This is a genomic window from Mycobacterium sp. C31M (assembly GCF_053345865.1).
Genome location: NZ_JBKFAX010000022.1, coordinates 94,703 through 110,922, shown reverse-complemented (window position 1 = coordinate 110,922; position 16,220 = coordinate 94,703). Strand labels below are relative to the sequence as shown.

Here is a 16,220-nt window from a genome sequence, read left to right as displayed (position 1 = left end):
GCGTGATCTCCCAGGGCAGCGTCACATTGTCCGCACGCACCGGCTTGGCATCCAGATCCATGTAGTTGACGTTCGCCGTGGCGCCCGGCTCACCCCAGATCTCGTACTTGACCACCTTGGGGTCGAACGGCTCGGTGTCGTCGGCGGCACTGTTCTCGGTGGAGATGTAACCCGGGCCTGTCCCGAAGAACGTACGCACCCGCAGCACCGTGAACGTACTCACCAGTACCACCGCCACAATGATCAGCGGGATCCAGATCCGCTTCAGAGTCGCCATCGAGAATCGAGATCCCCCACCGTGTTGTCTCACCCCGGCGTGACCCGAACGGTCGCGCTGGGGAACTGTTACCGTCGCCACACTTAGCTAAGGTAAATAGGAGCTTAGCTCATATAACTGTGTTACGTCTTCCGGGTTTGTCGTCAACTGTCACGAGGATCACGAGCACCTGCGGCGTGGGCTCTACCAGCAGTTTCACGCGGAATTGGTGCCGCGATGATCTTCGGCCGTTTCCGGGCATGGTTGCCGCGCGCTTACTCTGGATACATGCCGTTCAGATTTCCGGCGGTGGCTGCCGTCGCGTTGACGCTGGCAGTTTGCGGGTCCGCCGGTGTGGCTGGGGCCGAGCCGGCACCCGTTCCGTCGCCCTCGCCGGCACCTCCCGGTCCGCCGGCACCTGCCGGTCCGCCGGCACCCGCGGCCGACCCGCCGGCACCCGCGGCCGACCCGGCGGCACCGCCTGCCGCGCCGGTCAGCGTCATCGACAAGGACGGGACGTACACCGTCGGCGTCGACATCGTGCCGGGTGTGTACGCGTCGGCCGGGCCGTTCCCGGAGGGCACCTGCTCGTGGCGGCGGATGGCCGCTCCCATCGGGGGTGCCGAGCAGGGAGAGACGCTGGACCGGGCGTTCACCAAACAGCCGCAGGTGGTGCAGATCCTGCCGACCGACGGCTCGTTCAAGACCACCGAGTGCCAGACCTGGACGCTGACCAATCAGCCGCCGCCGGCCCCGGGCATGGGTCCGTTGTTGGCCGGGCTGCAGGTGCGCGGTTTTCTCGACGCGCTGAACCGTAATGCCCAGCAATTCGAGGCGAATCAGCCGCCGCCCGCACCCGCGGCACCGCCCGCTTCACCGACGCCGTAGCGGCGACAGACGCTTCCGGCTTCCCCGACGCCGGTCGTCGGCGCTGTTATCCTTCGGTGACCGGCCGGGAGTCTGTGGGTGGGCGAGCCGGGGTGACGGGGTTGTCTGATCCCGGACGTAACCGCCCGCTGGTGCGCGTCGGAGCGCAGACGTAATCGGAACGCGGAAAGAGTGTTGTGCGCAGCGGAGAGATAAAGGCCCTCACGGGACTTCGCCTCTTCGCCGCCATCTGGGTGGTGCTGTTCCACTTCCGGCCGATGCTCTACGAAGCGGCGCCCGGCGTCACCGAGGCGTTGGCCCCGGCACTCAACAGCGGCGCCCAAGGTGTCGACCTGTTCTTCATCCTCAGCGGGTTCGTGCTCGCCTGGAACTATCTGGACCGGATGGGGCCGACGTGGTCGACCCGGGACACCCTGCACTTCCTGTGGATGCGCCTGGCCCGGGTGTGGCCCGTCTACCTGGTCACGCTGCACCTGGCCGCCCTGTGGATCATCTTCACGCTCTACGTCGGGCGGTTTCCCTCCGAGGTCGCCGACACGTTGACCGCCACCAGCTACATCCGCCAGCTGTTCCTGGTGCAGCTGTGGTACCAGCCGTACTTCGACGGTTCGAGCTGGGACGGACCTGCCTGGTCGATCAGCGCGGAGTGGCTCGCCTATCTGATTTTCGGTTTCCTGGCGCTCGTTGTCTTCCGGCTGGCCTCGGCCACCCGGGCGCGCAGCCTGCTGCTGTTGTCCTTCGCGGCGACCCTGCCGCCGGTCATGTTCCTGTTGGCCAGCGGGCAGTTCTACACGCCGTGGAGCTGGCTGCCGCGCATCCTGATGCAGTTCACCGCGGGCGTCATCGCCTGCGCGGCGGTTCGCAGACTGCATCCCAGCGACCGCGCCCGCACCGCGGCGGGTGTCGCATCGATTGTCCTGGCCGCCACGATTGTGGGAAGCCTGTACTGGCTGGACGCGCATCCGATCCCTGATGTGATCGACAGTGGCGGGGTGGTCGATCTGTTGTTCGTGCCCCTGGTGGTGACGCTTTCCATCGGCGCGGGCACGCTGCCGCGGCTGCTGTCCGCGCGGGTGCTGGTCTACGGCGGGCAGATCTCGTTCAGCCTCTATATGGTCCACGAACTCGTGCACACCGCGTGGATCTGGGCGGCAAAGCAATTCGAGCTGACCATGGCCGCGCCCGGGGGAGTCTGGTGGCTGGTCGCGGTGTTCGCGGTAACGCTCGCGGCGTCGGTCCTCCTCTATCACGCCGTCGAGGAACCGGCCCGGCACTGGATGCGCCAGATGGTCGGTCCGCCCCGTTCCGTGCCCAGGGTGCGCCGGGTCGACTCCGACCAACCTGACACCAGGTTGTCAGCCTGAGTCGCGGATATCTCAATAGCACTGCGCCGCACAGTATCTCGCCCCTTTCCTAGAGTAGGCTGACGCCCGATGAGCATGCATGATCTGGTGCGACGGTTCGCGCACCTGGTGGTGGCTGTGGTTGCCGTGGCGTTGGTGGTTGCGGTCGTTCCCGCGCATCCCGGCCGGGTGCGGCCGCTCACCATCGACACGCCGCTGAGCAGGGTGGCAGTGATCGGCGATTCCTATACCAACGGCACCGACTGGGGCGGTCTCGGTGCGGCCGGCTGGCCGGCGCGGGCGTGGGACATCCTGGCGGGTCAGGGCCGCCCGGTGGTGCCCGATGTGGCGGCCGAGGGGCGCGCCGGGTACGGCGTGCGCGGTGACCGAGGCAGCCTGTTCTGGGACCTGACCACCCGCGCGGTGCGGCCCGACGACCGATTGGTGGTGTTCTTCGGGTCTCGCAACGACCAGCCCGTCGACGTCACCGAGGTGGTCAACCAGGCCCGCGGCGCGTTCGATCTGGTGCGCGTCATCGCGCCCAATGCCCGTCTGCTCGTCATCGGACCGCCGTGGCCCGCCGCTGATGTGCCGGTGTCGATCCTGCGCATCCGGGACGCGCTGGCATCGGTGGCGCGTTCGTCGGGGGCGCGGTTCGTCGACCCGCTCGAAGAGCGCTGGTTCGTCGGGCGGCCGGACCTGATCGCTGCCGACGGTGTGCATCCGACCGATGCCGGCCACCAGTACCTGGCCGAGAAGATTGCGCGGTTGATGGGTGCACAGTTGACGCCGAGTCGGTAGTCCCCAGCTTTCGCGGCGTTCGCTGCCCGCCGAAACACTCAGGAATTTCTTAAGCATTTCCCTTGCCAGCGCTTGTGTTCGAACATAGAATCGAACACAAGTTCGAATTGCTATTGCTCCCGGTTCGGTGAGCACGCGCCGGCGACGTCGGTCGTCGACAAGGTTCGACCGTACCCGTCGGGGCGGTTGGGCGGTGCTGGCTGGATCGGGTTGTGATGGCCTGGTGGGGAAGGTGGGTCCCGCGATGGACGCCGCTTGTCTTGAGTCTTTTCTGAATGCGTTGATCGACGATCTCACGCCGTCTCCTGCGCCGGATGCGGATGTGGGGCGGACGTTGTTCCATCTGTTGGAGTGTCCGCGGGTGGTGGATGAGCCGGCGGTTCTGTCGGTGTTGGTGGCTGCGGTGACGGCGCGGAATGTGTTCGACTTTGTGATCGCGTCCGCGGTGGCCGCGGCCGAGCGGTTGGGGGTGCCGGCGCGCAAGCGCCTGAAGTCGGGGTCTGATCTGCTCACCGCGATCGGGATGTCGCCTGGTGCGGCGTACCGGGCGGCGCGGGTCGGGCGGGCGGCACCGGATCTGGCGGCGTTGACGCGGGCGCTACGCCTGGGTGGGGTGGGGATCGAGTTCGCCGACGCCGTCGTGCTCGGGGTCGCCCACATCCACAGCCGAGTGCCGTTGTCCGAGGCCGATCAGGCGGCGGTTGTCACGAAGTTGATGGTCAAGACCACCCCGGCGCAGGTGAAGGACAAGGCGCGGGCGATCGCGATTGATCGCACCGCGAAACAACCACCCGAGGAGCGAAAAGTCCCGGTGGCCGAGGACACCGCCCTCAACGACATGGCCCTGGTGCAGAACGCCGAAGGCCGCACCACCGCGACCATGGACCTGGACGCGCTGACGGCAGAAGCGCTGCTCGCGGCGTTGGATCCGCTGTGTCGCCCGGTGCCGCTGCCGGACGGCTCCCCAGACCCCCGACCGGCGGGGCGGCGCCGAGCGGATGCGATGGGCCAGATCGTGCACACCTACCTGTCGCACTCGGACCGGCCCATGTCCGGCGGGGTACTCCCGCACGTGACCCTGATCCGCCCGGCCCAGGTTGGTGCCGTGGACGCACTGGGGTTCACCGGCCCGGTCAGTGCGGCGACCGCGGATCTGATCGCGTGTGACAGCACGCTGAGCTCGGTGGTCGTCGACCACCATCATGTCCCTTTGGATGTGGGGCGCAGTGAACGCCTGTTCCCGCCGTACATCCGTAAAGCCTTGGGGATCCGGGATGGCGGGTGTGCGTTCCCGGGGTGTGGGCGACCCGGGTCCTGGTGCGATGCCCACCACATCATCCCGTGGAGCCAAGGCGGCACCACCAGCCTGGACGGCGGAGTGTTGTTATGCCGGATGCACCACACCCTCATCCACCACAGCGGGTGGCAGGTCTACCTCGGCCCCGACCGCCACCCGTGGTTCATCCCACCCCACGACCCGGCAGGACCCGAAACAGAGCATCTGCGATCACACGCCCGAAGAACCATGACAGATCTACCTACCGCTGCATAACCCCAAAGCTCAATAGCACCTTGACAACTCAACAGTGAAATGCGGGGCCTTCAGTGTCCTGAGTCGCTGATCCGGCACAGATTGTGTTGGCGGACAGCCCAACTGCGGCCGGTTCGGCGGCTCAGGACACCCGGTGCTTGCGAGCCTTCTCCTTCAACGGCTCGGGAAGCGCGTCGGCGGCCAGGAGCTCGGGCCACAACGCGGGTTCGGTCATCATCGCGCGGAACACCATGCCGATCGTCACATCGTGGTCCGGGCGTTCGACGACCTCGATGGTGTCGCCGGTGCGAACGGTGCCGGCCGAGATCACCCGGAGATAGGCGCCCGGCACGGCCTGCCGGGTGAAGGTCTTGATCCAGCCGTCGATCTCCAGCCACGCCGAGAAGGTCCGGCACGGCGTCCGCGGACGGGTCACCTCCAGGATCAGGCCGTCCGACCCGATGTGCCAGCGCTCGCCGACGAGTGCATTGGTGACGTCGACGCCGGCGGTCGTCAGGTTCTCGCCGAACGCGCCGTTGCCGATCGAGCGGCCGAGTTCACGTTCCCAGTCGTCGAGATCCTCACGGGCATAGGCGTAGACGGCCTGATCGTCGCCGCCGTGGTGCTTCTGCTCACTGACCAGGTCGCCGATCAGCCCGCTGCCCAGTCCGCCCTGCATCGGGCCGGGTGCGCGCACACCGACGGGCTCATCGGTAGGACGCTTGTCGATCCCGGTCGGCTTCTTCTTGGTGTCCGGATTGGTCATGGGATGGGCGATGTTGACCGTCAGCACACTCGACATGAGCCAAGCCTAGTCTGGCTGCATGTTCGTCACTCCCCGCTACGGCGACGGTGCCCTGGCCGATCTGATCCCGTCGGTACTCGCGGTGCTGGGTGTCGAGGGGGAGACCGATCGGGTGGGTCTGGGTCTGGACGGTGTGCGTCGGGTGGCCGTCCTGCTGGTGGACGGGATGGGTGCCGAACTGGTGGCGGCACGCGGCGACGTGGCACCACTGCTCGCGGGTCAGTCGGGTCGATCGCTGACGGCAGGTTTTCCCAGCACCACGGTCGCCAGCCTGGCCTCGCTCGGTACCGGGATGCCGTCCGGTGAACACGGACTGGTCGGCTACCTGCTGGCCGTACCGGGCCATGACCGGCTGATGAACCCACTGAAGTGGGGACTGATGGGTGAGGGGCCCAAGGTCGATCTGCTCAAAGAGCTTGTGCCCGAGCAATTCCAGCCGGCCGGGACGGCGTTCGAACGGGCCGCCGCCGACGGTGTCGTCGTGACGCAGGTGGCGCCGATGTATCAGGCCGGCTCGGGGCTGACCCGGGCGGCGCTGCGCGGGGGCGAGTTCCGGCCCAGCTTCTCGACCGGGGACCTGGTGGACGGGGTGCTGACCGCGCTGGCAGCCGGGGACCGGACGCTGGTCTACGCCTATCACGGTGACCTGGACATGACCGGGCATGTGCGGGGCCCGAATTCGGAGTCGTGGGCGCTGGAACTGCAGCAGATCGACCTGGCGGTCCGGCTGATCGCCGAACGGCTGCCGGCCGGCGCCGCGCTGATCGTCACCGCCGACCACGGCATGGTGCAGGTCGCCGATCCGGTGGACTTCGACACCACACCGGATCTACAGGCCGGCGTGCGCACCGTGGGCGGTGAGCCGCGTGCCCGGCACGTGTACGTCGAACCCGGGGCGACCGCGGAGGTGGCGGCCGCCTGGCGCGAGGCGCTCGGCCCGGACTTCACGGTGCAGACCCGCGACGACGTCACCGCGGCGGGCTGGTTCGGCCCGGTCATCAGGGACACCGCCGCGTCGCGGATCGGCGATATCGTCGTGGTGGCCAACACCGAGCGGTCGGTGATTCGCTCGGCCGCCGAACCACTGCAGTCCAACCTGATCGGCCATCACGGTTCGCTGACCGCCGCGGAAATGCTGGTGCCGTTGTACACGTTTCGTGGCGAGGTCGGCTAGCGTCCACTGCTTGTGCAGACCATGATCGATCTGGACACCGCCCCGGTGTTCGCCGTTCCGCTGCGCGGTGGCGGTGTACACGAGGGGATCCTGCTCGAGGGCCCGCAGGGCTGGGGCGAATTCAGCCCGCCACCGGAATGCCCCGACGGCGAACTCGGCCGGTGGCTCACCGCGGCCACCGAGGCCGGCACTGTCGGCTGGCCCGATGCGGTCCGCGGCCGCGTCCCGGTCGTCGTGGAGGTCACCGCCGCCGGCCCGCAGACCGCACACGACGCGACGACGCAATCGGGATGCCACACGGCGGCGGTCCGGGTGGGTGGCGTGCCGATCACAGAGGACATCGCCCGCATCGAAGCCGTCCGCGCCGCCCTCGGCCCGGACGGTGCCATCCGCATCGACGCACGAGGGTCGTGGGCGCCCGAGACGGCGATCGAGGCGATCGCGGCGCTGGACCGTGCCGCGGGGGGCCTGGAGTTCGTCGCGAACCCGTGCCGGGATCTCGATCAGATGGCCGCCGTCCGCAGGGCCGTTGCCGTGCCCATCGCGGTCGATGCGAGGCCGGGCGCTGACCTGTCGGCCGCCGCCGATATCGCCATCCTGCACTGCGGGGTGCTCGGCGGCGCCCGCCGTGCGCTGCGCGTCGCGGAGAAGGTCGGGCTGCCGTGTGTGGTCACCTCCGGAACCCAGACCAGCGTGGGCGCCGCAGTCGGTGTCGCGCTGGCCGGTGCCCTTCCCGAGCTGCGGTATGCCTGCGCGTTGGCCGCCGGCAGCGCGCTGGCGGCCGACCTGGTGGGAGCGTCGCGGACGCTGGTCCCGACGGACGGGACATTGCCGGTTGCACCGATGTCGGCGGCGCCGTCCAGCGAACTCCTGGATCGGTACACACAGACAGATCCGGACCGAATTCGGTGGTGGCGGAGACGGCTGCGGACCGCAATTGCACAATGAACGTATGACCTCCGTGTCCACACCGCAGGTTCTGCTCGGCCGGGCGCTGTCTCCGGCAAACCGGGTCGACCCCTACCCGGTCTACCGCGAACTGCGCGAATACGGTCCGTTGCACCTGCCGGAGATCAGCCTGACGGTGCTGACATCGTTTGACGACTGCTATGGGGCGCTGCGTCATCCGGCATCGGCGAGTGACCGGATGAAGTCGGCGATCGCCCAGCGCCAGATCGCCGCGGGGGAGCAGCCGCGACCGTTCGGGCTGGCCGGCCTGGTCGACAAGCGGCGCACCCCGGCCTTTCTGTTCCTGGATCCGCCCGACCACACCCGGCTGCGCAAGCTGGTGGCCAAGGCGTTCGCGCCGCGGGTCATCAACGAACTCCGCGGCGAGATCGTGGCCACCGTCGACAGTTTGCTGGACACCGCGCAGGAGCGCGGCGAGTTCGACGCCGTCTCCGGTCTGGCCTATCCGATCGCCGTCGCGGTGATCTGCCGACTGCTGGGTGTGCCGGTCGAGGACGAACCGAAGTTCGGCATTGCCTCCACGCTGCTGGCGCAGACGGTCGACCCGTTCCTGAGCGCCACCGGCGAGGTGCCCGAGGGGTTCACCGACCGCATCGAGGCCGGGAAATGGCTGCGCACCTACTTCCGCGACCTGATCGCCAGCCGCCGCCGCAACCCCGGCGACGACCTGATCTCGGCGCTCATCGCCGTCGAGGAATCCGGGGATCAGCTGACCGAGGACGAGATCATCTCGACCTGCAATCTGCTGCTGATCGCCGGGCATGAATCCACGGTGAGCATGATGGCGACCGCGGTGCTGGCGATGTTGCGCGACAAGAAGCAGTGGGCCGCCCTGGGTGCGGACCCGAACCGCGCGCTGCGGGTCATCGAGGAGACACTGCGCTTCGATCCGGCGGCGCAGCTGCTGGGGAGGGTAGCCGCCGAGGACATCACGCTGGGGGAGACCCGGATCCCCAAGGGCGACACCATGATCGTGCTGTTGGCCGCCGCACATCGCGATCCGGCGGCCAACGAGAATCCGGATGTGTTCGACCCGGACCGCCGGGTCATCCGGCACCTGGGCTTCGGCCACGGCGCGCATTTCTGCCTCGGCGCACCGCTGGTCCGGCTGGAGGCGTCCATCGCGCTCTCCGCGGTGACCGCCCGATTCCCGAACGCCGAACTGGCCGGCGAACCGCAGTACAAACCGAACGTCACGTTGCGCGGCATGCTGTCCCTTCCGGTCAGCGTCTAATCCTGGACGGCCTTGGCGATCGCCACGCAGGTGGTCAGATACCGGGTATCGGGGACCTCATTTTCGGTGAGCTCCCACATCGCGTCGTGCATCATCCGCACGATCACCCAGGCGCGTGCCCGGTCGGCATCCAGGCCGGCGGCGTCGACCAGCGTGTAGAACCGGCGGCGCACCCCCTCGCGGACATAGCCGGCCAGCTCGTCGAACCGGTCGAACAGCATCGGCGCGATCTCGTAGTGCGGGTCCCCGTCCATCGGTTTGGGGTCGATCACCAGCCACGGCTCCCGCTCGGCGGCCAGCACATTCTCGTAATGCAGGTCGCCGTGGATCAGGGTGCCGCGGCTGGCCGGGTCGGCCACCAGATCAGCACCCAGGCCGAGCGCCTGCTCCACCAGGCGGTGCGGGAGCGCCGCGCTGCGCGGTAACGCGGCCAGGTCGGCGTTCCATTTCTCGATGAACCCGACCAGCGGTCGTAGCCGTGGCATGGCCGGGACGTGAATGCGCCCGTAGAGGCCGGCCACGATCTCACAGGCCTCGATATCCCAGACGTGGTTGAGGTTGCGCTGCTGCAGGCGCTCCAGCAGCAGCGCCCGGCGGTGCGGCTCGGCTCGCAGCAGACGTACGGTGCCCGCCCCGTCCCAGCGACGCAGTGCCAGATGCTCGTGTTCGGACTCGTCGTCGGGGAAGGCGATCTTCAACATCGCCGGCACCCGCTCGGCGGTGCGCACCGGCAGCACGATCGAACAGAATCCGTGCAGCGGAGCGCCGTCGACGGTCAGGCTCCAGTCCGCCACCATGGCATCGGTCAGCTTCGGGAGGGCCTCGATCCAGCGTTGCCATACGGGTCCGCGGGCGCCCATCGCGGCGACCCCGTCGGGCAGGACGATCACGTCTCGATGCTGCCACGGACGCGCATCGGCCCCTGTGACAGACTTGTCCCATGGCACAGATAACGATCAAGGGAAACCCCATCAACACCGTCGGTGACCTGCCCGCTGTCGGCGCGTCTGCTCCGTCGTTCAGCCTGACCGGCACCGACCTGGCTGCGCTCGGCAGTGACCAGTACAACGGGAAGCCGCTCCTGATCAACATCTTCCCGTCGGTGGACACCCCGGTGTGTGCCACCAGCGTGCGGACCTTCAACGAGCGTGCCGCCGCGACCGGCGCCGCAGTGCTCAATGTGTCCAAGGATCTGCCGTTCGCGCAGAAGCGGTTCTGCGGCGCCGAAGGTCTCGAGAACGTCGTGACCGCGTCGGCGTTCCGTGACAGCTTCGGCGAGGACTACGGCATCACTCTCGTCGACGGCCCGTTCGCCGGCCTGCTGGGTCGTGCCGTGGTGGTCGTGGGTGCCGACGGCAAGGTCGCCTACACCGAGCTGGTTCCCGAGATCGCCCAGGAGCCCGACTACGACGCCGCGCTGGCCGCGCTGCAGTAACCCGAACATTCCCAGCGGGGCGGGGGGGGTGATCCCCCCCGGCCCCGCTTGCTTTTTCGGCCTCGAGACGGCCTCGACACGGTCACGAACAGTCTCCAGGGTCACCGTTGGGTTACGGATCCGTATCTCATTGCTGTTGTGCCGCAGCTGGATTGGGAAATGAGCGTTGATGTGGGTAGAAATACTTGTGGCGAGCGTCAATTCGACGTTCGTGCAGTAGTCGCCCGCAGAAAGAGTTGACGTCCCGATGAGAAGCTTCGTTGCCCTGGTGCTCGGCCTGGTCGTGCTCGTGGTGAGCCCGGGTGTTGCTTCCGCGGACACGTTCAACGCTCGGCCGGCCCGCAATCAGCAGGCGGTCGACTACGTCATCAAGCGGGCGGTGTCGCAGGTCGGGGTGCCGTTCACCTACGGGGGCGGCGACGCCAACGGACCCACCCGCGGGGTGGTCCGCGAGACTCCGCCGGCTGACCCGTTGACCGACCCGGTGGCCGCCCCGCTGACCGGCGGCGTCCCCGGCCTGAACTTCCCGGGCCTGGCGCCGCCCGCCGCGGCGGTGCCGACCGTGCCCGCGCTGCCCACCGTGCCGGACCCGGCGGCCAATGTGGTCGGCTTCGATGCCTCGGGCATCATCGTCTACGCCTTCGCCGGGGTCGGCGTTAAACTGCCGCGATCCTCCGGCGAGATGTACAAGGTCGGCCAGAAGGTCCTGCCGGCCCAGGCGCTGCCCGGCGACCTGATCTTCTTCGGCCCCGAGGGCACCCAGAGCGTGGCGCTGTTCGTCGGCAACGGCCAGATGCTGGAGACCGGCGACAAGGGTGTGGCGGTGTCACCGGTGCGCACGGCGAGCATGACGCCGTATCTGGTGCGCATCATCGCCTGAGTCGCCTCGTAGGCTGGAGTCACCCTTTGACGAGGAGGTGACTCGGGTGGAGCAGACACCTGCCACGACCCGTATCGAGTTCCCGGATATCAGTTCGCGTGCCTGGGAGCATCCCGCCGACCGGACGGCCCTGACGGCGTTGCGCCGGCTGCGGGGCTTCGATCAGGTGCTCAAGCTGATCTCCGGAATACTGCGCGAACGCCAGCACCGGTTGCTGTACCTGGCCAGTTCGGCGCGGGTCGGACCACGCCAGTTCGCCGATCTGGACGCCCTACTCGACGAGTGTGTCCAGGTGCTGGATGCGCCGGTGCGGCCCGAGATGTTCGTGACCCAGGACCCGAAGGTCAACGCCTACTGCATCGGGATGGACACACCGTTCATCGTCGTCACCTCGGCGCTCTACGACCTGCTGACACATGACGAAATGCGGGTCGTCGTCGGCCACGAACTCGGCCACGCCCTGAGCGGTCACGCGGTGTACCGCACGATGCTGATGCACCTCACGCGGTTGGCCCAGTCCTTCGGGGTCATCCCGGTGGGCGGTTGGGCACTGCGGGCGATCGTCGCGGCGCTGATGGAATGGCAACGCAAATCCGAACTTTCGGGTGATCGTGCCGGCCTGCTGTGCGCCCAGGATTTCGATGCGGCGATCCGGGTGGAGATGAAGCTCGCCGGTGGCGCCCGGTTGGACAAACTCGACTCGCAGGCGTTTCTGGCGCAGGCCCGCGAGTACGAGCGGTCCGGGGACCTGCGTGACGGGGTGCTCAAGCTGCTCAACCTGGAGATGCAGACGCACCCGTTCTCGGTGCTGCGGGCGGCTGCTTTGACCGACTGGGTGGACAGCGGGGAGTACGGGGCCATTCTGGCCGGCAACTATCCGCGCCGCTCCGAGGACGACAGGGTCGGCTGGACCGAGGATGTCAGTGCCGCTGCGCGGCAGTACAAGGACGGATTCGATCAGTCCGACGATCCGTTGATCCGTGGGATCCGCGACGGTCTGGGCGGGCTGGTCGACGGTGTCGGTCAGGCTGCGACGACGGCGGCAGACAACCTGGGCCGCAAGATCACCGAGTGGCGGGCGCGGGAGCGGTGAGCGCGCAACCGGCCCTCGACGGCGTCGCACGCACGGCCCTGCTGGTCGCCGCGATCCGAGCCCGCGAGTCGGCCCGCCCGGATGCGCTGTTCGAGGATCCTTTCGCGGCGCGACTGGCCGGCGAGACCGGTCGGCGCGCGCTGGAGGAGTCGTTGGCCGCCTCCGGTGAGCAGTCCGTCGTGCAGATCGTGGTGCGGACCCGGTTCTGGGACGAGGCGCTGGCACATGCCGCCACGTCGGCGCGGCAGGTGGTCCTGGTCGCCGCGGGCATGGACGCGCGGGCCTACCGGTTGGACTGGCCGGCGGACACCGTTGTCTACGAGCTCGACCAGAAATCGGTGCTGGCCGCCAAATCCGAGCTCCTCGACGGGGTGAGCCCGCGGTGCCGACGGGTCGGCATCGGTGTGGACCTGGCTGGTGATTGGCCGGAGGCCTTGACGGCGGCCGGTTTCGACGCGCACATGCCCACGGTGTGGCTGATGGAGGGGCTGCTGCAGTATCTCGACGAGGCGGCGGTGCGCCGGTTGTTCGATCACGTCGACCGGCTCTCGGCGGCCGGATCATCGTTGCTTTACGAGGTGGTGGGCAAGGTTCTGCTGGAGTCGCCATTCATGGCCCCCGTTGTGACGGCGATGGCGGATCAGGGTTCACCGTGGCTGTTCGGCACCGATGATCCGGGTGACCTCGCCGGGCGGCACGGCTGGTCGGCCGTGGTCACCGATATCGCGGAGCCGGGCAACGCGTGGGGACGCTGGAACACCGCGGCGGTCCCGCTGGAGGTTCCCGGGGTGCCGCGCGGCTATTTCGTGGTGGCCACCAAGTAGCGGCGAACTACTCCACGGGCAGCGAGTTGTTGCGTCGCAGCACGAAGAAGTACGGCCGCTTCGCCCCGCGGTAGTCCATGGCACCGATCACGGTCTCCTCGTCGATCTGGCGGAAGACATCGTTGATCGGCAGGTTGTCGTAGATCATGGTGGCGCTGTCCACGCCGCGGTACCGGGTGGTGCGCAGCCGTGCCTTCGCCGACTTGGTGCGCAGCGCCGGTCGCAACGCCGAAATGGGTTGCACGAACGAGAAATTGCGCACCGCGGGCACCTTGGTGGCCAGCCCCAGCCCGCCGAAGGCCAGTACCGGGTTCAGGGCCCACAGCGCGGTGCCGCCGTCTTTCGGGAACAGCAGCGGATGCACCGTCTCGGCGTCGACGAACTGTTTGCCCCACCACCCGCTGGTCTCCAGCAACCCGTCCATCGGGTGCGCGGTCGGCAATTCGGCGCCCTGCCAGGTACCGAACATGAACTCCGGCTCCACGGCGGGGGCCGCGTCGAACACGTCCAACGCGGCGGCAGTGGTGGTCGGCACGGTGGTCAGGACGTCCTGGGCAAGCATGCCGCCACCCTACTTGACAGGTGTCAAGTTCTCAAATTGCCGGTGTAGCCCGCCAGATGCCTGCCGGTCACGGTGTCCGCGGCGGCGACCAGATCACGCGGGGTGCCCTCGAAGACGATGCGACCGCCGTCATGCCCCGCGCCGGGCCCCAGATCGATGATCCAGTCGGCATGTGCCATCACCGCCTGATGGTGCTCGATCACGACGACCGATCGGCCCGCATCGACCAGTCGGTCCAGTAGGCCCAGCAACTGCTCCACATCGGCCAGGTGCAGACCCGTCGTCGGCTCGTCCAGGATGAACAAGGTCCCGGCGTCGGCGGCCTTGTCGGACAGCCGGGCCGCCAGTTTGAGCCGTTGCCGCTCACCACCGGACAGTGTGGTCAGCGGCTGGCCCAGCGTCAGGTAGCTCAGCCCGACATCGGCCAGGTGGCCGAGGATCTTCTGCGCGGCGGGGACCTTGGACTCCCCGGTGCCGAAATGCTCGACGGCCGCCGCGACCGGCATGGCCAGTACTTCGGCGATATTGCTTCCGCCCAGGGTGTATTCGAGCACCGCGGCCTGGAAACGGCGGCCCTCGCATTCCTCGCAGGTCGACTCCACGGTGGCCATCACGCCGAGTTCGGTGTAGATGATCCCGGCGCCGTTGCAGGCCGGGCAGGCGCCCTCGGAGTTGGAACTGAACAACGCCGGTTTGACACCGTTGGCCTTCGCGAACGCCTTGCGGATGGGCTCCAGCAGCCCGGTGTAGGTGGCCGGGTTGCTGCGCCGCGACCCGCGGATCGCGGTCTGGTCCACCGACACCACCCCGTCGCGACCGGCCACCGACCCGTCGATCAACGAGCTCTTGCCCGACCCGGCGACCCCGGTGATGACCACCAGCACGCCGAGCGGGATGTCGACGTCCACATCCTGCAGGTTGTGGGTGCCCGCCCCGCGAATCTTCAGGGCTCCGTTCGACTTTCGCACGGAGTCCTTCAACGCGGCGCGGTCGTCGAGGTGTCGTCCAGTGACGGTCTTGCTCTTGCGCAGACCGGCGACGGTGCCCTCGAACACCACCTCGCCGCCGGCGGTGCCCGCGCCCGGTCCGAGGTCGACGATGTGGTCGGCGATCGCGATGGTCTCCGGTTTGTGCTCGACCACCAGGACGGTGTTGCCCTTGTCGCGCAACTGCAACAGCAGATCGTTCATCCGGGCGATATCGTGCGGGTGCAACCCGATGGTGGGCTCGTCGAACACGTAGGTCACATCGGTCAACGCCGACCCCAGATGGCGGATCATCTTGACACGCTGCGCTTCTCCGCCCGACAGCGTGCCCGCCGGACGTTCCAGCGACAGGTAGCCCAACCCGATCTCGACGAACGAGTCCAGGGTCTCGCCGAGGGCGACCAGCAGCGGTGCCACCGATTTCGCCGCCGGCTTACCCGCCAGATCGGCGATCCAGGTGGCCAGATCGCTGATCTGCATGGCGCACAGCTCGGCGATGCCCGTGCCGTCGATCGTCACCGACCGCGCCGTCTCGGATAGCCGGGTGCCGGCGCACTCCGGGCAGGTCGTGAACGTCACGGCACGCTCGACGAAGGCCCGGACGTGCGGCTGCATGGCCTCGACATCCTTGGACAGATAGGACTTCTGGATCTGCGGGATCAACCCCAGGTAGGTGAGGTTCACCCCGTCGATCTTCAGTTTGGTCGCCTCCTTGTGCAGCAGGGCGTCCAGTTCCTTCTTGGTGAACGTGTTGATCGGCTTGTCCGGGTCGAAGAAGCCGCACCCGTTGAAGATCCGCCCGTACCAGCCCTCCATGCTGAAACCCGGGATCGTCAGTGCACCCTCGTTCAGCGATTTGGTGTCGTCGTACAGGGCGGTCAGATCGATATCGTTGACCGCACCGCGGCCTTCGCAACGCGGGCACATACCGCCGACGATGTTGAAATCACGCCGTTCCTTGACCGTGCGGCCGCCCTTGTCGAAGGTCACCGCACCGGCCCCGCTGATCGAGGCGACGTTGAACGAAAACGCCTGCGGTGAGCCGATATGCGGTTCGCCCAAGCGGCTGAACAGGATTCGCAGCATCGCGCCGGTGTCGGTGGCGGTGCCCACGGTGGAGCGCGGGTCGGCACCCATCCGCTGCTGGTCCACGATGATCGCGGTGGTCAGGCCCTCCAGGACATCAACCTCGGGGCGGGCCAGGTTCGGCATGAAGCCCTGCACGAACGCGGAGTACGTCTCGTTGATCAGGCGCTGGGATTCGGCGGCGATGGTGTCGAACACCAGCGAACTCTTGCCCGAGCCGGACACCCCGGTGAACACCGTGAGCCTGCGCTTGGGCAGTTCGATGTCGACGTTCTTGAGATTGTTCTCCCGTGCCCCGGTGACTCGGATCAGGTCATGACTGTCGGCTGTGTGCACCCCTGCGATGCTGCCAC

At 67.9% G+C, this 16,220-nt stretch carries 16 protein-coding genes; 11 read left to right on the top strand and 5 right to left on the bottom strand.

Annotated elements, in window-relative coordinates:
- Positions 1 to 277: MmpS family transport accessory protein (locus ACLBYA_RS27510; protein WP_447712638.1), on the bottom strand; the 277-nt coding region annotated here is incomplete at its 3' end.
- Between the two features lie 267 nt (positions 278 to 544).
- On the opposite strand from ACLBYA_RS27510, the gene ACLBYA_RS27505 reads away from it, so the two are divergent.
- The 4 genes from ACLBYA_RS27505 to ACLBYA_RS27490 all read left to right on the top strand — a co-directional run bounded on the left by ACLBYA_RS27505 (position 545) and on the right by ACLBYA_RS27490 (position 4,840).
- Positions 545 to 1,144: a hypothetical protein gene (locus ACLBYA_RS27505; protein ID WP_447712637.1), complete on the top strand. Its 600-nt coding sequence runs from the start codon at positions 545 to 547 to the stop codon at positions 1,142 to 1,144.
- Positions 1,145 to 1,320: 176 nt separating this feature from the next.
- Positions 1,321 to 2,508 (top strand): acyltransferase family protein, encoded by a 1,188-nt coding sequence (locus ACLBYA_RS27500; RefSeq protein WP_447712636.1) that lies wholly within the window; start codon positions 1,321 to 1,323, stop codon positions 2,506 to 2,508.
- A gap of 69 nt (positions 2,509 to 2,577) precedes the next feature.
- Positions 2,578 to 3,288 carry an Rv0518 family GDSL lipase gene (locus ACLBYA_RS27495; protein ID WP_447712635.1) on the top strand — a complete coding sequence of 237 codons (711 nt, stop codon included), beginning with the start codon at positions 2,578 to 2,580 and terminating at the stop codon, positions 3,286 to 3,288.
- A gap of 244 nt (positions 3,289 to 3,532) precedes the next feature.
- Positions 3,533 to 4,840: a DUF222 domain-containing protein gene (locus ACLBYA_RS27490; protein WP_447712634.1), complete on the top strand. Its 1,308-nt coding sequence runs from the start codon at positions 3,533 to 3,535 to the stop codon at positions 4,838 to 4,840.
- 121 nt (positions 4,841 to 4,961) lie between these two features.
- On the opposite strand, the gene ACLBYA_RS27485 is transcribed toward ACLBYA_RS27490, so the two are convergent.
- Entirely contained in the window at positions 4,962 to 5,621 is a 660-nt protein-coding gene (locus tag ACLBYA_RS27485) for an MOSC domain-containing protein (protein WP_447712633.1), read from the bottom strand.
- 22 nt (positions 5,622 to 5,643) lie between these two features.
- Here ACLBYA_RS27485 and ACLBYA_RS27480 point away from each other — a divergent pair, with 22 nt between their 5' ends.
- Genes ACLBYA_RS27480 through ACLBYA_RS27470 form a run of 3 tightly spaced genes read left to right on the top strand, consistent with a single transcriptional unit; the run spans position 5,644 to position 9,001 of the window.
- Positions 5,644 to 6,798: an alkaline phosphatase family protein gene (locus ACLBYA_RS27480; RefSeq protein ID WP_447712632.1), complete on the top strand. Its 1,155-nt coding sequence runs from the start codon at positions 5,644 to 5,646 to the stop codon at positions 6,796 to 6,798.
- 21 nt (positions 6,799 to 6,819) lie between these two features.
- Entirely contained in the window at positions 6,820 to 7,746 is a 927-nt protein-coding gene (locus ACLBYA_RS27475; RefSeq protein ID WP_447712647.1) for an enolase C-terminal domain-like protein, read from the top strand.
- A gap of 4 nt (positions 7,747 to 7,750) precedes the next feature.
- A complete protein-coding gene (locus ACLBYA_RS27470; RefSeq protein ID WP_447712631.1) occupies positions 7,751 to 9,001 on the top strand; it encodes a cytochrome P450 in 1,251 nt (416 codons plus the stop codon).
- Here ACLBYA_RS27470 and ACLBYA_RS27465 read toward each other — a convergent pair.
- Positions 8,998 to 9,891, bottom strand: coding sequence for an aminoglycoside phosphotransferase family protein (locus ACLBYA_RS27465; protein ID WP_447712630.1), 894 nt, complete (start codon positions 9,889 to 9,891; stop codon positions 8,998 to 9,000). The two genes, ACLBYA_RS27470 and ACLBYA_RS27465, sit on opposite strands and share 4 nt — an antisense overlap.
- Before the next feature lie 50 nt (positions 9,892 to 9,941).
- Here ACLBYA_RS27465 and tpx point away from each other — a divergent pair, with 50 nt between their 5' ends.
- From tpx to ACLBYA_RS27445, 4 genes are all read left to right on the top strand, one after another.
- The gene (tpx, locus tag ACLBYA_RS27460; RefSeq protein ID WP_447712629.1) at positions 9,942 to 10,436 is read left to right on the top strand and encodes a thiol peroxidase; all 495 of its coding nucleotides are present in this window, start codon (positions 9,942 to 9,944) and stop codon (positions 10,434 to 10,436) included.
- A 247-nt stretch (positions 10,437 to 10,683) separates the two neighbouring features.
- Positions 10,684 to 11,316 carry an NlpC/P60 family peptidoglycan-binding protein RipD gene (ripD, locus tag ACLBYA_RS27455; RefSeq protein ID WP_447712628.1) on the top strand — a complete coding sequence of 211 codons (633 nt, stop codon included), beginning with the start codon at positions 10,684 to 10,686 and terminating at the stop codon, positions 11,314 to 11,316.
- A gap of 46 nt (positions 11,317 to 11,362) precedes the next feature.
- Positions 11,363 to 12,409, top strand: coding sequence for a M48 family metallopeptidase (locus ACLBYA_RS27450; RefSeq protein WP_447712627.1), 1,047 nt, complete (start codon positions 11,363 to 11,365; stop codon positions 12,407 to 12,409).
- On the top strand, positions 12,406 to 13,233 hold the full coding sequence (locus ACLBYA_RS27445) for an SAM-dependent methyltransferase (protein WP_447712626.1): 828 nt from the start codon (positions 12,406 to 12,408) through the stop codon (positions 13,231 to 13,233). The genes ACLBYA_RS27450 and ACLBYA_RS27445 overlap by 4 nt, the downstream gene beginning before the upstream one ends.
- Before the next feature lie 7 nt (positions 13,234 to 13,240).
- Here ACLBYA_RS27445 and ACLBYA_RS27440 read toward each other — a convergent pair whose 3' ends face one another.
- Both ACLBYA_RS27440 and ACLBYA_RS27435 read right to left on the bottom strand, forming a co-directional pair.
- Positions 13,241 to 13,795 (bottom strand): DUF4334 domain-containing protein, encoded by a 555-nt coding sequence (locus ACLBYA_RS27440; protein WP_447712625.1) that lies wholly within the window; start codon positions 13,793 to 13,795, stop codon positions 13,241 to 13,243.
- Positions 13,796 to 13,818: 23 nt separating this feature from the next.
- On the bottom strand, positions 13,819 to 16,203 hold the full coding sequence (locus tag ACLBYA_RS27435; protein ID WP_447712624.1) for an ATP-binding cassette domain-containing protein: 2,385 nt from the start codon (positions 16,201 to 16,203) through the stop codon (positions 13,819 to 13,821).
- Between the last annotated feature and the right edge of the window lie 17 nt (positions 16,204 to 16,220).

What these genes read in the sequence shown, in the direction of transcription:
- ripD (WP_447712628.1), top strand. Translation starts at nt 10,684, where the DNA reads ATGAGAAGCTTCGTTGCCCTGGTGCTCGGCCTGGTCGTGCTCGTGGTG.
- ACLBYA_RS27505 (WP_447712637.1), top strand. Translation starts at nt 545, where the DNA reads ATGCCGTTCAGATTTCCGGCGGTGGCTGCCGTCGCGTTGACGCTGGCA.
- ACLBYA_RS27440 (WP_447712625.1), bottom strand. Translation starts at nt 13,795, where the DNA reads ATGCTTGCCCAGGACGTCCTGACCACCGTGCCGACCACCACTGCCGCC.
- ACLBYA_RS27480 (WP_447712632.1), top strand. Translation starts at nt 5,644, where the DNA reads ATGTTCGTCACTCCCCGCTACGGCGACGGTGCCCTGGCCGATCTGATC.
- ACLBYA_RS27475 (WP_447712647.1), top strand. Translation starts at nt 6,820, where the DNA reads ATGATCGATCTGGACACCGCCCCGGTGTTCGCCGTTCCGCTGCGCGGT.
- ACLBYA_RS27495 (WP_447712635.1), top strand. Translation starts at nt 2,578, where the DNA reads ATGAGCATGCATGATCTGGTGCGACGGTTCGCGCACCTGGTGGTGGCT.
- ACLBYA_RS27485 (WP_447712633.1), bottom strand. Translation starts at nt 5,621, where the DNA reads ATGTCGAGTGTGCTGACGGTCAACATCGCCCATCCCATGACCAATCCG.
- tpx (WP_447712629.1), top strand. Translation starts at nt 9,942, where the DNA reads ATGGCACAGATAACGATCAAGGGAAACCCCATCAACACCGTCGGTGAC.
- ACLBYA_RS27490 (WP_447712634.1), top strand. Translation starts at nt 3,533, where the DNA reads ATGGACGCCGCTTGTCTTGAGTCTTTTCTGAATGCGTTGATCGACGAT.
- ACLBYA_RS27470 (WP_447712631.1), top strand. Translation starts at nt 7,751, where the DNA reads ATGACCTCCGTGTCCACACCGCAGGTTCTGCTCGGCCGGGCGCTGTCT.